This window comes from Sporomusa sphaeroides DSM 2875, assembly GCF_001941975.2.
Classification (GTDB): domain Bacteria; phylum Bacillota; class Negativicutes; order Sporomusales; family Sporomusaceae; genus Sporomusa; species Sporomusa sphaeroides.
This window is the reverse complement of record NZ_CP146991.1, coordinates 2404203-2422853: the sequence shown is the minus strand read 5'-3', so window position 1 is coordinate 2422853 and position 18651 is coordinate 2404203. Positions and strand designations below refer to the sequence as shown.

Genomic DNA, 18651 nt, shown 5'->3' with positions numbered 1-18651 from the left:
TGAGAAACCTTATGAATACAGATAAAACTTATAATACAGGCGTATCTTTTGTCCATTTGCATAATCACACCGAATATAGCCTGTTAGACGGCGCTGCCCGAATTGAAGATATGGTGCGCCGGGCCAAGGAATTGGGAATGCCGGCAGTAGCCATGACTGACCATGGTACGATGTACGGCACAATCGATTTTTATAAACAAGCCAAGAAGCATGGCATTAAAGCAATTATCGGCTGTGAAGTATATGTTGCGCCACGCTCGCGGTTCGATAAAGCAGCTGTGGAAGGGGAGTCATATTATCATCTCGTGCTGCTGGCCGCCAGCGAGCAGGGGTATCGCAATCTTATCGAATTGGTATCGCGCGGCTACAGTGAAGGTTTTTATTACAAACCCCGGATTGACCGGGAAATACTGCGCAGCTATAGTGAAGGCCTGATTGGCTTGAGTGCCTGCATTGCCGGTGAGATACCTGCGGCGATTTTGCGGGGAGATCTGGCCGGAGCCGAGGCTTTGGCTGCTGAGTATAAGGAGATTTTCGGACAGGACAATTTCTTTATCGAACTGCAGGATCACGGCATGCCTGAAGAAAAACAGGCAAACCAGCATTTGGTCAAACTGGCGGCAAAGCTGGAACTTGGTCTTGTTGCCACCAATGACGCTCATTATATTAACAAAGAGGACGCCGAATGCCATGATGTTCTGCTTTGTATTCAAACAGGCAAGACTGTGGACGAACCCGGCCGGATGCGGTTTCCCAGTGACGATTTTTACTTGAAAAGTCCGGCGGAAATGGCTGAGCTGTTTGCCGGGTATCCGGAAGCTTTGAGCAATACCCTGAAGATTGCTGAACGCTGCAATGTCACCTTTGATTTTGACCGGCTCTACCTGCCTGATTTTCCTACACCGGATGGCATCAATGACGATGACTATCTTGCCCAGCTATGCCGGGAGGCGGTTTGCCGGCGGTATCCGCAGGCAACGCCGGCAGTGGAGGAAAGGCTTGTTTATGAACTGGGTGTCATAAAAAAAATGGGTTATTCCAGCTACTTCCTCATTGTCTGGGACTTTGTCAACTATTCCCGTAGCCAGTCCATTCCTGTAGGGCCGGGAAGGGGTTCGGCGGCTGGCAGTATTGTTGCCTATTTGTTAGGCATTACTAATATTGACCCGCTTAAATACGGCCTGCTGTTTGAACGGTTTTTAAATCCGGAACGGGTATCTATGCCTGATATTGATATAGATTTTTGTTATGAACGCCGCAGTAAAATCATCGAATATGTTGTAGCACGCTATGGCAGTGACCGTGTAGCGCAAATTATCACTTTTGGAACTATGGCGGCGCGGGCGGCGATCCGCGATGTGGGACGGGCGTTAAATCTGCCCTATGGCGAGGTTGACCGTATTGCCAAATTAGTACCTGCCGAACTGGGTATCACTTTGAAAAAAGCGTTAACAGCCAACCGGGAGTTAAAAGACCTCTATGACAGCGAAGAAACAGTAAAGAAACTGGTTGATCTTGCCATGGCGGTGGAAGGCTTGCCGCGCCATGCTTCCACCCATGCCGCCGGCCTGGTTATTGCGAAAGAGCCGCTGACACATTTTGCCCCGCTGCAGCTTTCCAGTGAAGGTTTTCTTACCACTCAGTTTGACAAAGACCGGATTGAAGAAATCGGTCTGCTGAAGATGGATTTACTGGGGCTGAGAACCCTGACGGTTATTGGTGATGCCATCGCCCTTATCCGGGAAAACCGGGGACAGGAACTGGATATTGAAACCATTCCGCTGGAAGATGCCAAAACCTGCGCCATGCTGGCTGTCGGTGATACCTCCGGCGTGTTTCAAATGGAATCAAGCGGCATGACCAATCTGGTGAAAGACTTGAGGCCGGAACGGTTTGACGACCTCATTCCCCTGGTGGCGCTCTACCGCCCGGGTCCTTTGGGAAGCGGCATGGTATCTGATTTTATTGATGGCCGCCACGGTAAGAAGGTAGTTACCTATCTGCATCCGCTCTTAGAGCCCATCCTCGAAGATACCTTTGGTGTTATCCTGTACCAGGAGCAGGTTATGCAGATTGCGTCCACACTGGCCGGGTTTACCCTGGGACAAGCCGACCTGTTGCGCCGGGCTATGGGGAAAAAGAAACATGAAGTGCTGGATGCGCAGCGGGAAAACTTTCTCCAAGGGGCCGCCGAACGGGGGATAGATGCGAAACTGGCTCATGATGTGTTCGAACTTATGACCCATTTCGCCGACTACGGTTTTAACAAATCCCACAGTGCCGCCTATGCCCTGGTAGCCTATCAGACAGCGTACTTAAAAGCCCACTATCCGCAGGAGTTTTACGCAGCACTGCTTACCAGTGTCATGGGAACCAATGATAAGGTGGGTTACTATATCGAAGAATGCCGCCGCCGGGGTATTGCCGTTTTACCGCCGGATATTAATGCCAGCGGCAGTTCGTTTTCGGTTGACGGCGAAGCCATTCGCTTTGGCTTGGCCGGTGTAAAAAATGCAGGCGGCAATGCTTTGGAAAGCATAATTAAGGCCCGGCAAAAGGGCGGTAAATTTACGTCACTTGTTGATTTTTGCTCCCGTGTTGACATGCGGCTGGTGAATAAACGGGTTATTGAAAGTTTGATTAAATGCGGGGCTTTTGATTCGCTTAATGCCCGCCGTTCCCAGCTGCTGCACGTACTGGAGCAAGCTGTCGAAGTGGCTGCCTGCCGCCAGAAGGACGCGGCCAGCGGACAATTGGGGCTGTTTGGGGACGATACGCTGGAGTGCGTAAATGATGTCAGCCTGCCGGATATACCCGAAATGCCGCAGGAACAGATCTTAGCCTTGGAAAAAGAAATAACCGGATTTTATGTAACCGGTCATCCGTTGGATAAATATCGTGCTAAATTGGAGACGCTGCCGGCACTGGGCACTTTGGCCGAAGGTCAATATACCGACGGGCAGCCCATCCGGGTAGGCGGGCTCATTGCCAGTGCTAAGCGCATTAATACCAAAAATGGCAGTATGATGTGTTTTATCAGCCTTGAGGATTTTTCCGGACAAGTGGAAGTCATCGTATTTCCCAAGGTTTTTGAAAAAACAGGCCGCCTGTTGGCGCCTGATTTACCTGTCCTGGTTTCCGGACGGCTGAATATTCACGAAGAAGGCGCCAAGGTTATGGCTGACAATATCAGTTTGCTGGAAAACGCCGGCGCCGAGGTTAGAATTACTTTGCGCCAGGAGCAGGAAACCCCGGTCATTTTAGCCAAGCTGCAGGAAGTGCTCACCAAATACAATGGTCAGGCAGCCGTTTATTTGCATCTGACCGGCAGCAGCCGGACACGGGTGATAAAGACGGAGAAAAAATATTGGATTGAGCCGACACCGGCAGCTGTTGCCGCCATTGAAGGGCTTTTGGGCAAAGGGACTGTAACTACTGCTTAATCGCAACGAAATTTTAATTGATTTGCGAAAAATGTTGCAGTTGTCCCGTAAATAATATTAGAATAAGAGATATTACATTTGTTGCTATTAATCGAATATTGTACAACAGGAGGCTATCGCATGGAAATCATTGTTTGTGTCAAGCAGGTGCCTGACACTACTGAGGTTAAAATTGACCCGCAGACCAATACGCTGATTCGTCAGGGTGTGCCAAGTATTGTAAATCCTTTTGATAAAAATGCTTTGGAAGAAGCGCTGAAACTCAAAGAAAAGCATGGAGGACAGGTAACGGTAATTTCTATGGGACCACCTCAGGCTGCCGAAGCGCTGAAAGAGTGTATTGCCATGGGGGCCGATGAAGCTGTTTTACTGAGTGACCGCGCCTTTGGCGGTGCCGATACACTGGCTACCAGCCGGACCCTGGCTGCAGGTATTAAGAAACTTGGTAATTTTGATGTTATTCTTTGCGGCAAGCAAGCCATTGATGGGGATACCGCCCAGGTAGGACCGGAGCTTGCGGAGCATTTGGCAATCAGTCAGCTTACCTATGTTTCCAAACTTGACATTACCGATGGGGTAGTCAGAGTGGAACGTGAGCATGAAGAAGGTTATGAAGTTATTGAAACCACATTGCCTGTGTTAATTAGTGTGGTAAAATCCATTAATGAACCGCGTTACGCCAGTATTAAAGGCAGAATGAAAGCCAATCGCAAAGAGGTGCCTGTCTGGACGGCTGCCGATGTTGATGTAAATTTGGACGAGATTGGCCTTAAGGGTTCACCTACCCAGGTTCGCCGCATCTTTACCCCCCAGCAGCGGGTACAGGGTGAGATTATTCAGGAAGATACTGCCCGTGCCGCTGTAACCCGGTTACTGACTAAACTTAATCAGGCTAAAATTATCTGATGCAGGGGGAATTATAAATGGCTGTAATTGTAGATAAAGAACAGTGCATAGGCTGCAGTGCCTGTGTCGGTGCCTGTCCGTTCGGGGCGATTGTTATGGAAGACGATAAAGCAGTAATTACCGATGCTTGCACAGTATGTGGCGCATGTATTGATGTATGCCCCGTAACGGCCATCACTCGTCCGGCTGCGGCAGAACCGGCGGCAGATACCGGTGATTATCAGGGTGTATGGGTATATATAGAACAATTTCAGGGCAAGGTTCGTAATGTCGGACTGGAACTGCTGGGGGAAGGGCGTAAACTTGCCGGTGCGATGGGACAGGAACTGGCTGCCGTAGTTATCGGTGAAGGTGTGGAACCCTTAGCCCGGGAACTGTTTGCCAGCGGTGCTGACAAAGTGTATTTGCTGGAAGGCGCAGAATATAAGCATTACAGCACCGATGCTTATACCATTGCTTTAACCGATTTAATCACTGCCTATAAACCTTCCGTTATTCTGATGGGGGCGACCAATGACGGGCGCGATCTTGGCCCGCGGGTGGCCTGCCGGGTAGGTACAGGTCTGACGGCTGATTGCACCAGTTTAGGCATTGATGAGGAAACCGGGCTTGTTGCCTGGACGCGTCCGGCCTTTGGCGGCAATATTATGGCTACCATTCTGTGTCCTAATCATCGGCCGCAGATGGGAACTGTCAGGCCCAATGTATTCAAACGTCCTGTGCCTGATACCTCTCGCAGCGGCGAACTGGTGCGGGTAGCAAGCAAAGTCAAGGCCGAAGATATCAGGACAAAATTTATTGAATTACTGACACTCAGCGAAACTGCCTCCTGTAACCTTGACGAAGCTCAGTTCATTGTCTCCGGCGGCAGGGGGATGGGTAAACCCGAAAATTTTGCGCTTATTGAAGAATTGGCCAATGTACTCGGCGGCGCTGTCGGTGCCTCCCGCGCGGCTGTTGACGCCGGCTGGAAGCCGGCTATCCATCAAGTCGGACAAACCGGCAAAACCGTAGCTCCCAAAGTCTATATTGCCTGCGGCATCAGTGGTGCCATCCAGCATTTAGCCGGTATGTCGACCTCGGACATCATTATCGCTATTAACAAAGATGCCGATGCGCCTATCTTTAAATTTGCCGACTTTGGCATTGTGGGTGATGCTTTGGACGTGTTGCCTGTGCTGATTGAGGAGATTAAAAAACTTAAGCAGGCCTGCTGATTAGTATACATAATAAGTCCCGCACTCCAGACTAGGGAATGCGGGACTTAATTTATCCTGATAGAAAGTATAACTTTCGCCTGGATAAGGCAACATCGGCTTGCACCTTCGCTGAGGCTCGGGGCAAGCCGTGTTTTCTTTATTTTTACTTACGCAGAATCAGTGCCACTCGCCGGTGTCGATTTTGCGCTCTGTCTTTTGGCAACATACAAACCGGTTAAAATTATCATAGCACCAAAGAATTGCAGCCAGCCGAAGGTTTCCCCCAGAAACAGATACCCGGCGCCAACCGCAAAAACCGGAGCCACATTATTATACAGTGATGCGGTGGCACTGCCTGCCTTGGCTGTTCCCCAAATCCAGAGACAATTGGCCAAGCAGAGCGGGAATATGCCGGAATATAACAAGCTGGCCCAGCCCGGCCACGGAACTGCCTGCCAATCAACAACAAGTATGGAGGGCAGGGATACCAGGGCGAAGAGGCCGCTGGAAATGAGCAGGATATAGGTTGTAATCTGATAAACCGAATAGGTTGCCGACAATGGGCGGGAAAAAACGGTATAATAGCCATAGCACATTTGTGCGGCCAAAAGCAACAGCGCTCCCTGGATATGATTGCCGGCAAGACTGACTTCTTTGCCTGTTCCTGCTACCATCAAAACTACGCCAAACAGGGAGATGGCAATGCCTTTGATGATATCCGGATTAATAGCTTCCAACCGGTGAAAGTGACTGATCAAAGCTACACTGACAGGCAGACAGCCCAGAATTAGCGATGAGTTGCCGGCAGTGGTGAGCTGCAGGCCGAAAGTGAAAAAAAGCTGAAAAAAGAAAAACCCCAGGCTGGAAATAAGGACAGATTTTTTATCTTCCTGCCGTAAAGGTATCCAGATACATAAACGGCGTAAAATCAGCCAGGCAACGGCTAGTGCCGCGAATAGGCGGACTGCGTTATAAGGCATAGGCGGTATATGGAGCAGGCCGATTTTCATTACCGGCGGGTTCAAGCCCCAGAGTAAGGCGACAAGCGCCAAGACGAGATGTACCTGCATTGTAAACACCTCTAAGTAAATGTATCCTATACATATACCATGGAAATCGCTGGATTCCTGCTTGCTGCACATGCAAAAAACGAAGATTTAATTCCGTGCTTGGCTGTAAAGAGTTTTTTTAGTAAACTTATGGTATAGCAGATTGCAACCAGATTACATAAAGGGAGTTTTTGCCTATATGATAAAGAGTGTACTTTTTGACCTTGATGGAACCTTATTGCCCCTTGATCAGGATGCGTTTTTCCATGAATACTTAAAGCATATGGGGCGGCGGGCAGCCAGCATCGCCGAACCCAAACAGTTCATTAACCAGCTGTTAGCCTCGACCGGGACTATGATTAACAGCAAGGATAAAACCAAAACCAATCAGCAGGTCTTTTGGGAGGATTTTTTGGCTAATATTGGTATCACCGAGGATGTGCTTGTGCCGGTTATGGATAATTTCTATGAGACGGATTTTGTCCTGGTAAAGCCAACAACCAGAGCCAGTAAGGCTGCCCGCCAGGCCGTTATGGCGGTACTTGAACTTGGCTTGGAGGTAGTTGTGGCTACTAACCCGATATTCCCGCTACATGCTGTCAGGCAGCGTATTGACTGGGCTGGATTAGGGGATATAAACTTTAAACATGTTACCAGTTATGAACACTGCCATTTTTGCAAACCCAATCCCGATTATTATCGGGAAATCGTCGACCAGATTGGCCGGCAGCCACAAGAGTGCCTGATGGTGGGGAATGATGTTGAAGAAGATTTAGTGGCAGCTAAAATTGGCATGAAGACTTATTTGGTAACAGATTGCCTGTTAAATTCTAAAAAACTGGATTTTACAACCGATTATCAAGGAACATTACAGGAATTGGCTGACAGTATTGCAGGCATCATCAAAGCAGAGAATGGTGGCGTCAGCTAATGTACCTGGCGGTAGTTTACGCCGAATTTTCCGGTATAACTTGTGTTATTGCCGGAAAAAATAATCTTGACAAAACAAAAAACATGGGATAGAATAACGCTAAAGTTAATTTGTGTAAAAAGCTGTGAGCAGGACGAGTACATTTGTACACTTCAGTTCAGCGAGCCGGTGACCGGATTTCCGGAGGTGTGATGACCGGCCTGGAGAGCATATGGAATGGACCTGTGAGCTGTCCACCGAAAGCAACTGCAAGTAGGCTGGGCCGGCTGCCGCCGTTAGCAGGCTAGGGTATCGGATTTTTGTCCCGTACCTGAATAAGGAAAAGTGCAGACTTTTCAAATAGGGTGGTATCGCGACCATTTCGCCCCTGGGGTGAAGTGGTCTTTTTATTTACCCAATTGACTGTATTTTTCAAAATAGGGTGGTACCGCGGACCATTTCGCCCCTTTCGGTGAAGTGGTCTGTTTTTTTTTATGCAAAGGAGGCTGGACATTATGTTAAAGGATTATCTTTCTCAGGCAGTAGCCGGTCGGCATTTTTCCCGTGAGGAAGCCAGAAACGCCATGCAGGTAATCATGTCAGGACAGAGCAGTGAAGCCCAGATTGCCGCCTTTTTGACTGCTATGCGCATGAAGGGCGAAACAAGCTTGGAGGTGGCCGGCTTTGCCGAGACCATGCGCAGTCAGGCCCTCAGGATCGAATGCAAAGCCCCCAGGTTAATTGATACCTGCGGCACCGGGGGCGATCAACGCGGAACTTTTAATATATCGACAGCAGTTGCCTTTGTATTGGCAGGAGCCGGGCTGAATGTGGCCAAACACGGCAATCGTGGTGTGTCCAGTTCGTGCGGCAGTGCCGATGTGCTAAAGGCTCTGGGAGTAGAACTGGAGCTGCCGCCGCAGGGAGTGGCAGAGGCTATTGATACCATTGGCGTCGGCTTTATCTTTGCCCCCCGCTTTCACCAGGCCATGAAATATGCTGTCAAGCCGCGGCAGGAGCTAGGGTTTCGAACCGTGTTCAATTTGCTGGGCCCGCTGACCAATCCGGCAGGCGCTCATTGCCAGCTAATCGGGGTGTATGATCCGGCCCTGACAGACAAAACCGCGCAGGCACTTGCCGAACTGGGAGTAACCCGGGCGATGGTTGTGCACAGCCTGGATGGGCTTGATGAAATATCAACAGCCATGCCGACAAAGGTTGCCGAAGTATGCAAAGGGGAAATACGCTCCTATGTAATTGACCCTGCAGCCTATGGGTTTAACGCCTGTACCCAGGCTGATTACCGGGGCGGCACCGTGGCAGACAATGCCCGGATTATTCTTGCCTTACTAAACGGCGAGCAAGGCTTTAAACGCGATATCGTTCTGCTAAATGCCGCCGCAGCTTTGGTTGTTGCCGAGGCGGCGGCAGATATCAGGGAAGGGCTGCAGTTAGCGACGCAAAGCATTGATACCGGCGCTGCCTTGGGCAAGTTGGCGGCATTAAGGACGTTTACGCAAAGGTATCGGGAGGAGGGATTGGCATTATCGTAAAAATTTGTGGTATCACTACCCTGGAGGCAGCGCTGGCAGCCTATGATTTTGGCGCAGATTGGATTGGTTTTGTGTTTGCACCAAGTAAACGGCGTATTACACTGGCAGAGGCCAGAAAAATTTCCTGCCGGATTTCGCAAATTGGTAAGGTCGGCGTATTTGTTAATGCGCCGCTGACTGAAGTGCGGGAGGCAGCCTCAGCATGCAAGCTGGATTATGTGCAGTTGCATGGTGATGAACCGCCTGAGTATTGCCGCCTGGTTGGTTATCCGGTGATTAAGGCCTTTAGAATTGGTTCGGGTTTTAGTGCAACTGCTTTCAACGGGTATCGGACATCATGGACTTTGTTTGACAGCTTTACTGCCGGGGTGCAAGGGGGAACAGGCAGGGTCTTTGACTGGCAGGCAGCACAAACGCTGGTTAAGCAGGCACCAAGACCGCTGCTGGCGGCAGGAGGTCTCACCCCGGAAAATGTGACGCAGGCAATTGCCGTTCTCGGGCCTGACGGCGTTGACGTATCCGGCGGTGTGGAAACCAACGGGATAAAGGATATTGAAAAAATTAAACGCTTCATCACGGCAGCCAAAGGGGGGATAGGCCAAAATGCTAAATAGTATTGTCGATCAGACCAGACAGGCGGTAGCCTTGGCTAAACAAAACAAACCGCTTGCGGTTATCGAGCAGGATATAGTAACCGGAAATTATGCTTTTAGTGAGGCTGTTAAGCAGCGTGACTGGACACTGATTGCCGAGTGCAAGCTGGCATCGCCGGCTAAAGGAACGCTGTGTGGCGGCTATTCGGTACCGGAGCTTGCCCGAATGTTTGCCGCCCATGGCGCCGCCGCGTTATCGGTGCATACCAATGCCGCTTTTCGCGGCAGTATTGACGATATTGCCAGGGTAAAGCAAATGGTTGATTTGCCGGTGTTATGTAAGGAATTTATCCTTGACGAATACCAGCTCTATGCAGCCCGGGCAGCAGGAGCCGATGCTGTACTGCTTATTGCTGCCATATTGACCGCAGACGAGCTTGGCCGCTTTATCGGGGTTGCCGCCGATCTGGGGATGGACGCCTTGGTGGAAGTGCACACCCTGCCGGAACTACAGCAGGTACAGCAGACAACGGCTAAACTGATAGGCGTCAATAACCGCAATCTGGAGACCTTTGCCACCAGTATCGAGCAAACCTTTGCCTTGCTGCCCTATTATGAACCGGGAGGGCGTTTGCTTATCAGCGAAAGCGGCATTACGACCAGTCAAGACGCGCTAAGACTGAAACAGGCTGGAGTAAACGGCATATTGGTAGGCGAAGGACTGGTAACGGCCGGGGATATTGCCGCTAAAACCCGCGAGCTTGCTTTGCTAAGTGCTAAAGAGGAAGGGAGAGACAATAATGCCTGATAAGAATGGAAGATTTGGCAGCTACGGCGGCCGGTTTGTGCCTGAGACGGTTATGCCGGCCCTGATTGAACTGGAGGAAAGCTATCGTGCCTTACAAGCGGATGCCGGCTTTCAAGCTGAAGTGGAGTTTTACTTTAATGAATATGCCGGGCGTCCCACCCGGTTGTATCATGCCGCCAAGCTGACACAGCATTATGGACGGGGACAAATTTATCTGAAACGGGAAGATTTGCTCCATACCGGCGCCCACAAGATTAACAACGCCATTGGTCAAGCACTTTTAGCCAGGAGAATGGGGAAGAAACGTATTGTCGCCGAAACCGGCGCCGGTCAGCATGGGGTAGCCTGCGCCACGGTGGCGGCGTTGTTTGGCATGGAGTGCTGCGTTTTTATGGGCCAGGAAGATATGGAGCGACAGGCGCTGAATGTTTTCCGCATGCGCCTGTTAGGTACACAAGTCATACCGGTCACCAGCGGCAGCGGTACGCTTAAAGATGCTACCAGTGAAGCCATCAGGTACTGGGTAACCCATATTCAGGATACCCACTATATTATTGGCTCAGTAGTCGGCCCGCATCCGTATCCGATGATTGTAAGAGACTTTCAGGCAGTTATCGGCCGGGAAGTCGCCCGGCAGGTTGAAGAAATTGGGGCTGAGCTAAAATATATGGTTGCTTGTGTTGGCGGCGGCAGCAATGCCATGGGAATTTTTTATCCATTCCGAGATAACGCGGCAGTTCGTAAGATTGGCGTCGAGGCTGCCGGCAAAGGGCTTAACACCGGTGAACATGCGGCCTCATTGACCCACGGCAGGCCGGGTGTACTGCACGGAGCTCTAAGCTATCTCCGGCAGGATGGTGAAGGTCAGGTTATTCCGGCTTACTCTATATCAGCCGGTCTTGACTACCCGGGAGTTGGGCCGGAACATGCCTGCTTCAAAGATAGCGGACAGGTAACCTACACGTCGGTTACCGATAAGCAGGCACTGGCTGCTTTTCAACAGCTGGCGCGGCTGGAGGGAATCATCCCGGCCCTGGAAAGTTCACACGCTTTGGCGTACCTGGAAGAATTAATGCCGCAGACCAAGGAAACGGATGCGATTGTTGTCTGCCTGTCAGGGCGGGGCGACAAAGATGTGCAGATGGTGGCCGATGTATTGGAGGGACGGATATGAGCAAGATAACGGAAAAATTATGCGATTTGAAAGCGGCGGGGCGCAAAGGCTTAATTATTTATCTGACAGCCGGTTATCCCGATTACCATGTTACGTTTGAGACCGTGAAGGCACTGGCAACCGCCGGCGCCGACATAATCGAACTCGGACTGCCGTTTTCCGATCCCATGGCCGATGGTCCTATCATCCAGCAGGCAGCAACCCAGGCGCTGGCGGCAGGCGCAACCACCGGCAAGTTACTGGAATTGACAGCGCATATCAGGCGGGAAGCCTCCATACCGCTGGCAGTTATGACCTATTACAATCCGGTACTGCAATATGGGGCGGAAAGGTTTGCCGCTGACTTTGCCCAGGCCGGTGTTAGCGGATTAATTATTCCTGATGTGCCGCTGGAAGAGGCAAGTGCCGTAGAACCTGCCTGCCTTAAGACCGGTCTTGACCTCATCCGGTTTCTTGCTCCTACCACCACTCCTGCCAGATTAAAAGACATTTACCGGCAGGCTTCCGGCTTCTTGTATTGTATTTCAAGTACCGGAGTCACTGGTGTGCGACAGATTGACTACCAGCAGTTAGCGCCGCTGTTAGCGGCTGTCCGCCGGGAAACAGATTTACCCCTGGCTATCGGCTTTGGCATCGGCAGCCCGGCTGCCGCCTGTCAAGCGGCTCAGCACGCTGACGCAGTCATCGTCGGCAGCGCTGTTATGGAGCGGCTGATGCAGGACGGGGTTGAGGCGGCAGCGGAGTTTACCCATTCGCTCAGACAGGCGCTGGACAGGGAGTGTGGCTGCTGATGCGAATATATCCGGGCAAGGAGGAATTTTGCCAGTTAGCTGATCAATATACGTTATTGCCTGTTACCATGGAATTGTCTACCGATTTGGAAACTCCGGTTTCCCTGTATTACAAACTGGTGGGAGAAAGTCCGGGATTTATTTTGGAAAGTGCGCAGACAGGCAAGACCTTTGGACGGTATTCTTTTATCGGTACAAAGCCGCTGGCTGTTTTTACCGCCTGCAAAAACCGGGCTGACATAACAGTTGGCGAATGTTCAACACAGGAGAACGGCAAACCGCATCTGGTGTTCAAAGATTTTTTAAAGAAGTTTTCTATGCCCAAGCTGCCGGAACTGCCGCCTTTTGCCGGTGGCGCGGTGGGATATGCCGCCTATGAAGCGGTAGTGTCCTGGGAACGGGTACGTGGCCTGGATATTCCGGATGAATTGCCGCTTATCGAGCAAATGGTTTGCCAATACATCCTGGTTATGGATCATCTGACTCATTCTACCAGACTGATAAATTTGGTGCATGTCGCGTCAACTGCTCAGGCCGCTGGCGCCTATGACCTGGCAGTACGGGAACTGACGGAATTAGCGGCTAAGCTTAAACAGCCTGTTTCTTTGCCTGAGGATGAGTCAGAGCAGACAGGCCGGCCGGTGGCAGCCGACAGAGTCGGGGAGGCGGTACCGGGTAAAGAACAATATCTGGCGATGGTAGAACAGGCCAAAGAATACATTGCGGCAGGAGAATTATTTCAGGTCGTGCTGTCACGCCCTTTTTACTACCGGTTAGCCAGTCCGCCGTTTTCGCTATACCGGCGGCTGCGGCAAGCCAATCCCTCGCCGTACATGTTTTATATTAACTTTGGCGAACGGCAGCTTGTCGGGGCTTCGCCGGAACGGCTGGTCAAGCTGGAAGACAACAAAGTATTGACTTGTCCGATTGCCGGAACGCGCCGCCGGGGTGAGAGCGCGGCAGAAGATGATCGGCTGGCCGGGGAACTGCTGGCCGATATCAAAGAGAGGGCCGAACATGCCATGCTTGTCGACCTTGGCCGCAATGATTTAGGACGGATTAGCCTGCCGGGAACGGTGCATATTGACAGGCTGATGGAAGTGGAAAAATACTCCCATGTCATGCATATTGTGTCAGAGGTGTCCGGGCAGCTGGCGCCTGAGTTTTCGGCTGTGGATGTGCTCACCGCCTGCTTTCCGGCAGGTACGGTGAGTGGTGCACCTAAAGTGCGGGCCATGGAAATCATTCACGAACTGGAGGGGGATATTCGCGGTCCTTATGCCGGCGCGGTTGGATACTTTGATTTCAGCGGTAATATGGATACGTGTATTACCATCCGTACGCTGATGATTGACAAACAGCAGGTGACGGTTCGGACCGGGGCGGGTATTGTCGCCGATTCCATACCTGAAATGGAATACCGGGAAATTATGAATAAAGCCCGGGTATTAATGCAATTGCTGGAGGAGGCTCCGATAACATGATTTTACTGCTCGATAATTATGACTCGTTCACCTATAACGTGTATCAGTATGTGGCTGGTCTGGGCTATCCGGCAACAGTCATTCGCAATGACATGACTACCATAGAACAAATTGCCGGAGCGGGATATCGCGGGATCATTATTTCACCCGGACCTGGAACTCCGGCAAATGCGGGTATTAGTAAAGCGGTTATCGAACGGTTTGCCGGACAAGTTCCCATATTGGGAATTTGTCTTGGCCACCAGGCTATCGGTGAAGTATTTGGCGGGCAGGTGGTTCGTGCACCGCAGCCTGTGCATGGCAAAGCCGAGTACATTATTCACCGGGGGCAGGGCATTTACCGTGATTTACCCAAGCCGTTTACTGCCGGCAGATATCACTCACTGATTGTTGATAAAGCAGGACTGCCTGACTGCCTGGAAATTACGGCCAGTTCGCAGGATGATTTAATTATGGGCCTTAGACACCGCAAGTATGATGTAGAAGGAGTGCAGTTCCATCCTGAGTCTATTCTGACGCCCCAAGGAAATAAAATACTGGAGAATTTTCTTGTTAAGGTAAGATAAGTTTCATACACTTCTCATAAAGTAATAAATATATTTTGAAGAAGATTTCCGCTTTCTTGCAGAGAAGTATACCGATGAAAAGCTTGAAAAATAAAGTTAAAACTTCTATAATATAATCAGGTTGGTTGTTGGGAACAACTCTTTTGGAGGACAATGGCTGTAATACTTGGCTTTTTTGCTAAGGATTCCGGCCATTATATTTGAGCACTACAAGGAGGGGGAAGAAAGATGGAAGTGGGCGGTATCTACATACCGGAGCCATTACATGCCGTAGTGGCATTTATTACAGACTACTCATACCTATCCAAACTGGCAGTATCTGTTTTCATTTTTTTTGTATTTTGGGGATTTCAAAATCTCTTTACTAATTATATCTTTGCTTTTATTCTCAGGCTTATTCACCGAAACAATGACACTCAGGAGCATTCTTTTCTTAATACTGTCCGTGTACCTATCAGGAATTTAATTGTACTTGTCGGTATTTACCTTGCCTTGCAAAACTTCTTGCCTGACACCTTCAACTCTGTACTAAATAATATATTGAGAACAGGCAGTATTGTTTTATTTTCAAGTGCTATAAATGCATTGATTGGTTATTACTCTGAAAACCAAGATAGAATCCACCAGATTTTTAATCACGAAATAGACAAAATTTTAATTCCGTTTTTTTCAAAAGTAATGCGGTTTGTTGTGCTGGCGTTAGCCTTTGTTGCCATCGCCAGTACCTGGGGCTATGATGTCAATGGTTTTATAGCCGGTCTGGGGCTTGGCGGCCTGGCTTTTGCCCTGGCAGCCAAAGACCTTATTGCCAATATTTTCTCCGGAATTATTATTATCACAGACAAACCGTTTAGTATTGGCGACTGGATAAAAGCAAGTGATGTTGAAGGAACGGTTGAAGACATTAATTTCAGAAGCACTAAAATTAGGGCTTTTGACGCGGCACTGGTTACTGTTCCTAACTCAAATCTGGTAAATACTTCTATTATAAATTTTACCAAACGTAATTTACGCCGGATAACTTTCCAATTAAACGTGCGTTACGATACCCCCAGTTATAAGTTAGAAGCATGCATTGCCGGGATTGAAAACATTCTCCGGACACATCCGGAAATTGATCAAAAAATGATATTTGTCAAATTCGATTCCTTTGGAAAAAATGGTCTGGAAATATTTTTATACTTTTTTGCTAAAACCATTGTTTGGGAAAAATACCTCAATATTAAGCAGGATATTAACCTCAGAATTATGGAGGTTTTGGAGAAAGAGGGTGTGTTTGTTGCCTTGCCAAGTACCAGTGTTTATGTTGAACCCTCTATGACAGACAATATCTCAGAAAAAGCCCTGTAACTGTGTGGTTGGTGCTTGAATAAAAAACAACCGCATGGTATAGTAGTAAAAATAGCAATTAAAGACTATGAAGAGGAAAAGTAAGTATATCTATTGCCGCTACAGAGAACCGGAAAATGCTGAGAACCGGTACGGGTTGGTATGCTGAAGTTCACCTTGGAGTTGCTTGCTGAAATCCGGTACCTTTGTCCGGATGGTAGGCGGAGCCGGAGACCTTCACCGTTAGCAGCGAAGGAGAGTATCGGCGTTAGGCCTGTACTTTATTACGATGTTTTGCCGGCAGGCGGACAACAAAGGTGGTACAGCGAGATTAACTCTCGTCCTTTTAGGGGACGGGAGTTTTTAATTTTATGGAGGGATACTATGCTTAGAAAAGTTGGATTTTTAGGACCGTCAGGAACATATTCTGAGGAAATTGCCTTAAGCCTTTATCATGAAAACGAAGCCCGGCTGGAACCGTTTAGTGCCATTGATGCCGCAATTAGAGCGGTTGCGGCCGGTGAAGTGGATGAGAGTATTGTACCGGTGGAAAATTCCCTGGAGGGGTCGGTCAATATTACCCTGGATACCCTTGCCCATGATGTTGATTTATATATTACCAAAGAAGTGGTCTTGCCTGTCAGACATAGCTTGCTGACCAAAAAAGACGGCAACAAAAACATTGCTGTAATTGTTTCTCATCCGCAAGCGTTGGCTCAATGCCGTAAAACCTTAGGGAAGCTGTATCCGCAGGCTAAACTCCAACCGGTTGATAGCACAGCCGAGGCGGCCAGAATTGTTGCTGCCGGTGATGGCCGGTATGCGGCTGTCGGCAGTGCAAAGGCAGCCGAAATATATGGATTGAAAATATTGGCAGGCGATATTCAGGATAATATCGCTAATTCAACCCGGTTTATTAGTCTGGAAAGGCAACCGGTACGCCAGGTACAGGGCAACTGCAAAACCTCACTGGTATGTCAGATCAATGGGCTGCGTCCAGGCAGCTTGTACAATATATTGCAAGAATTTGCAGCAAGAGAAGTCAATTTAACCAGGATAGAATCTCGCCCTGCTCGTACCGGACTGGGATTGTATATATTTTTTCTTGACATGGAAGGCAGTACGGCGGAAAGTAATATTGCCGGCGCTGTTAAGGCCATTGAAGAAAAATGTTTGTGGTATAAGAATCTGGGCTCTTACCCGGTCTATCATACCGGCAAATAGCAATATCTATGGACTCCTATAAAAGATCTTTCACAATAAAAGCTGCTGTTAAAAGTATGCTGTTAAGTAATGCTTATGTGCTTTGCAGGTCATAATAACTCCGAAGGAGGTGTTATTATGACAAGAAAAGTTGCGGTGGAGGATAACCTGTCAGCAATTAAACAAGTGTTGACACAAAGGGGCTTTACCGTAGTAAGCCCTGAAAGCAAGGAAAATGTAATGGCTTGTATAGTAACAGGTATGGATAGTAATCTAATGGATATTCAGCATACGGTTACCAAAGCTCCGGTTATTAATGCTGACGGCATGACGCCAGAGCAAGTAGTTGCCCGTATAGAATCACTTCAGTAAGTTGTCAACAAAGGCCCCTTCGCCGGTGTGAAGGGGCCTTTGTTCTACCAACAGAAAGTATAACTTTCTTAAGAGCAGGCTGAGGGCAACAGCGGCTTCCGCTTTCGCCACAGGCTCGGCACAAGCCGTGTTTTCTTTATACACGGCTAAGATAATAAGAAACGGCAGGATTTTACCGGGAGCAGGCGGAATATACATATTAGTAGTCTGCCAAGCCCAAATCCACCTTATGGCTTTAGACCTGGCAGACTGCCAGAGATTACTTATGGTGGTGAATTATATGGGCAAATATAAAGTTGTAGTTACCGGACGAATTATGCCGGCAGGTTTGGCGATGTTGAAGGAGCATTGCGAGATCTATCAATGGGAGCAGACCGCAAGACCGCGAGTAGCGGATTTAAGCGAATGGCTGCGTGAGGCCGAGGGGCTGTTTGTTTCGACAAATATTCCTGTCAATGAGGAATTACTGGCAGTTGCGCCCCGGTTAAAGGTAATTGCCCAACCGGCAGTAGGCTACGATAGTGTGGACATTCCAGCTTGCACTAACCGTAAAATTCCGTTTGGCAATACCCCCGGTGTTCTGGTGGAGACAACGGCCGAACTTGCATTTGGACTGCTGCTAACTGCCGCCCGGCGCATTCACGAGGGCTGGGACTGGGTACGGGCCGGCAAGTGGCAGCCTGGCGTGCTTATGCCTTTTGGCGTAGATTTATATGGAAAAACACTTGGCATTGTGGGGATGGGGGCAATTGGCTCGGCTGTTGCCAGACGGGCTCAAGCCAGCGGGATGAAAGTAATCTACAGTAACCGCAAGCCACGTCCGGACCAAGACGCACTTAAGGCTGAATATCGCCTGTTTGATGAACTGTTGGCCGAAGCTGATTTTATTGTTGTGCTGACACCGCTTACCGCCGAGAGCAGGGGGATGTTTGGCGAAAAAGAATTTGCAAAAATGAAGCCAACGGCCTATTTCATAAATGCTGCCAGGGGTGCGGTGGTGGATACGCAGGCTTTATATAAGGCACTTGCTGAAAAGCAAATTGCCTATGCCGCCTTGGATGTTACCGATCCCGAACCGTTACCGGCAGATCATCCGCTCTTAACACTATCAAATATTCTTGTAGTACCGCATATTGGCAGCGCAACAACCGAAACCCGCAATAAGATGGCAATGCTGGCAGCGGAAAATTTACTGCTGGGATTAGCCGGCAAGCCGCTGGTAACTTGCGTAAATCAGGAAGTCAATTATCGTTAGCTATTGCCGCAAAGCC

General features: G+C 49.3%; 17 protein-coding genes and 2 other annotated features. Of the genes, 15 read left to right on the top strand and 2 right to left on the bottom strand.

Annotated elements, in window-relative coordinates; all coding sequences use genetic code 11:
* Positions 1-11 precede the first annotated feature (11 nt).
* From SPSPH_RS11385 to SPSPH_RS11375, 3 genes are all read left to right on the top strand, one after another.
* Positions 12-3443 (top strand): DNA polymerase III subunit alpha, encoded by a 3432-nt coding sequence (locus SPSPH_RS11385; protein ID WP_075755777.1) that lies wholly within the window; start codon positions 12-14, stop codon positions 3441-3443.
* A 120-nt stretch (positions 3444-3563) separates the two neighbouring features.
* Entirely contained in the window at positions 3564-4349 is a 786-nt protein-coding gene (locus tag SPSPH_RS11380; protein ID WP_075755776.1) for an electron transfer flavoprotein subunit beta/FixA family protein, read from the top strand.
* 17 nt (positions 4350-4366) lie between these two features.
* Positions 4367-5566, top strand: coding sequence for an electron transfer flavoprotein subunit alpha (locus SPSPH_RS11375; RefSeq protein WP_075755775.1), 1200 nt, complete (start codon positions 4367-4369; stop codon positions 5564-5566).
* 149 nt (positions 5567-5715) lie between these two features.
* Here SPSPH_RS11375 and SPSPH_RS11370 read toward each other — a convergent pair whose 3' ends face one another.
* Entirely contained in the window at positions 5716-6618 is a 903-nt protein-coding gene (locus SPSPH_RS11370) for a DMT family transporter (RefSeq protein ID WP_075755774.1), read from the bottom strand.
* Positions 6619-6796: 178 nt separating this feature from the next.
* On the opposite strand from SPSPH_RS11370, the gene SPSPH_RS11365 reads away from it, so the two are divergent.
* From SPSPH_RS11365 to SPSPH_RS11315, 11 genes are all read left to right on the top strand, one after another.
* Entirely contained in the window at positions 6797-7528 is a 732-nt protein-coding gene (locus SPSPH_RS11365; protein ID WP_075755773.1) for an HAD family hydrolase, read from the top strand.
* 115 nt (positions 7529-7643) lie between these two features.
* Positions 7644-7900 (top strand) — a binding site (T-box leader).
* Positions 7901-8022: 122 nt separating this feature from the next.
* Positions 8023-9060, top strand: a complete 1038-nt coding sequence (gene trpD, locus SPSPH_RS11360) for an anthranilate phosphoribosyltransferase (RefSeq protein ID WP_075755772.1) — start codon at positions 8023-8025, stop codon at positions 9058-9060.
* A complete protein-coding gene (locus SPSPH_RS11355; protein ID WP_331250335.1) occupies positions 9009-9674 on the top strand; it encodes a phosphoribosylanthranilate isomerase in 666 nt (221 codons plus the stop codon). The genes trpD and SPSPH_RS11355 overlap by 52 nt, the downstream gene beginning before the upstream one ends.
* Positions 9664-10461 (top strand): indole-3-glycerol phosphate synthase TrpC, encoded by a 798-nt coding sequence (locus SPSPH_RS11350; protein WP_075755770.1) that lies wholly within the window; start codon positions 9664-9666, stop codon positions 10459-10461. Before SPSPH_RS11355 ends, SPSPH_RS11350 begins: the two co-directional genes overlap by 11 nt.
* Positions 10454-11635, top strand: a complete 1182-nt coding sequence (gene trpB / locus SPSPH_RS11345) for a tryptophan synthase subunit beta (RefSeq protein ID WP_075755769.1) — start codon at positions 10454-10456, stop codon at positions 11633-11635. The genes SPSPH_RS11350 and trpB overlap by 8 nt, the downstream gene beginning before the upstream one ends.
* Positions 11632-12426, top strand: coding sequence for a tryptophan synthase subunit alpha (trpA, locus tag SPSPH_RS11340; RefSeq protein ID WP_075755768.1), 795 nt, complete (start codon positions 11632-11634; stop codon positions 12424-12426). Before trpB ends, trpA begins: the two co-directional genes overlap by 4 nt.
* Positions 12426-13910 carry an anthranilate synthase component I family protein gene (locus SPSPH_RS11335; protein WP_075755767.1) on the top strand — a complete coding sequence of 495 codons (1485 nt, stop codon included), beginning with the start codon at positions 12426-12428 and terminating at the stop codon, positions 13908-13910. The genes trpA and SPSPH_RS11335 overlap by 1 nt, the downstream gene beginning before the upstream one ends.
* The gene (locus SPSPH_RS11330) at positions 13907-14476 is read left to right on the top strand and encodes an anthranilate synthase component II (RefSeq protein ID WP_075755766.1); all 570 of its coding nucleotides are present in this window, start codon (positions 13907-13909) and stop codon (positions 14474-14476) included. The genes SPSPH_RS11335 and SPSPH_RS11330 overlap by 4 nt, the downstream gene beginning before the upstream one ends.
* A 228-nt stretch (positions 14477-14704) precedes the next feature.
* Complete coding sequence (locus SPSPH_RS11325; protein ID WP_075755765.1) at positions 14705-15826, top strand: mechanosensitive ion channel family protein; 1122 nt, start codon at positions 14705-14707, stop codon at positions 15824-15826.
* Between the two features lie 58 nt (positions 15827-15884).
* Positions 15885-16154, top strand: a binding site (T-box leader).
* Between the two features lie 35 nt (positions 16155-16189).
* Positions 16190-17029 carry a prephenate dehydratase gene (gene pheA, locus SPSPH_RS11320; protein WP_075755764.1) on the top strand — a complete coding sequence of 280 codons (840 nt, stop codon included), beginning with the start codon at positions 16190-16192 and terminating at the stop codon, positions 17027-17029.
* Positions 17030-17146: 117 nt separating this feature from the next.
* Positions 17147-17380: a YkuS family protein gene (locus tag SPSPH_RS11315; RefSeq protein ID WP_075755763.1), complete on the top strand. Its 234-nt coding sequence runs from the start codon at positions 17147-17149 to the stop codon at positions 17378-17380.
* Here SPSPH_RS11315 and SPSPH_RS11310 read toward each other — a convergent pair.
* Complete coding sequence (locus SPSPH_RS11310) at positions 17369-17578, bottom strand: hypothetical protein (protein WP_075755762.1); 210 nt, start codon at positions 17576-17578, stop codon at positions 17369-17371. The genes SPSPH_RS11315 and SPSPH_RS11310 overlap by 12 nt on opposite strands.
* An 82-nt stretch (positions 17579-17660) precedes the next feature.
* Between SPSPH_RS11310 and SPSPH_RS11305 the strand changes: the two genes are divergently transcribed.
* Complete coding sequence (locus tag SPSPH_RS11305) at positions 17661-18635, top strand: 2-hydroxyacid dehydrogenase (RefSeq protein ID WP_075755761.1); 975 nt, start codon at positions 17661-17663, stop codon at positions 18633-18635.
* The last annotated feature ends 16 nt before the right edge of the window (positions 18636-18651 follow it).

Bases quoted from the DNA above. Each gene is read 5' to 3' on its own strand.
- SPSPH_RS11385 (WP_075755777.1), top strand. From the start codon at position 12: ATGAATACAGATAAAACTTATAATACAGGCGTATCTTTTGTCCATTTG.
- SPSPH_RS11380 (WP_075755776.1), top strand. From the start codon at position 3,564: ATGGAAATCATTGTTTGTGTCAAGCAGGTGCCTGACACTACTGAGGTT.
- SPSPH_RS11375 (WP_075755775.1), top strand. From the start codon at position 4,367: ATGGCTGTAATTGTAGATAAAGAACAGTGCATAGGCTGCAGTGCCTGT.
- SPSPH_RS11370 (WP_075755774.1), bottom strand. From the start codon at position 6,618: ATGCAGGTACATCTCGTCTTGGCGCTTGTCGCCTTACTCTGGGGCTTG.
- SPSPH_RS11365 (WP_075755773.1), top strand. From the start codon at position 6,797: ATGATAAAGAGTGTACTTTTTGACCTTGATGGAACCTTATTGCCCCTT.
- trpD (WP_075755772.1), top strand. From the start codon at position 8,023: ATGTTAAAGGATTATCTTTCTCAGGCAGTAGCCGGTCGGCATTTTTCC.
- SPSPH_RS11350 (WP_075755770.1), top strand. From the start codon at position 9,664: ATGCTAAATAGTATTGTCGATCAGACCAGACAGGCGGTAGCCTTGGCT.
- trpB (WP_075755769.1), top strand. From the start codon at position 10,454: ATGCCTGATAAGAATGGAAGATTTGGCAGCTACGGCGGCCGGTTTGTG.
- trpA (WP_075755768.1), top strand. From the start codon at position 11,632: ATGAGCAAGATAACGGAAAAATTATGCGATTTGAAAGCGGCGGGGCGC.
- SPSPH_RS11335 (WP_075755767.1), top strand. From the start codon at position 12,426: ATGCGAATATATCCGGGCAAGGAGGAATTTTGCCAGTTAGCTGATCAA.
- SPSPH_RS11330 (WP_075755766.1), top strand. From the start codon at position 13,907: ATGATTTTACTGCTCGATAATTATGACTCGTTCACCTATAACGTGTAT.
- SPSPH_RS11325 (WP_075755765.1), top strand. From the start codon at position 14,705: ATGGAAGTGGGCGGTATCTACATACCGGAGCCATTACATGCCGTAGTG.
- pheA (WP_075755764.1), top strand. From the start codon at position 16,190: ATGCTTAGAAAAGTTGGATTTTTAGGACCGTCAGGAACATATTCTGAG.
- SPSPH_RS11315 (WP_075755763.1), top strand. From the start codon at position 17,147: ATGACAAGAAAAGTTGCGGTGGAGGATAACCTGTCAGCAATTAAACAA.
- SPSPH_RS11310 (WP_075755762.1), bottom strand. From the start codon at position 17,578: ATGTATATTCCGCCTGCTCCCGGTAAAATCCTGCCGTTTCTTATTATC.
- SPSPH_RS11305 (WP_075755761.1), top strand. From the start codon at position 17,661: ATGGGCAAATATAAAGTTGTAGTTACCGGACGAATTATGCCGGCAGGT.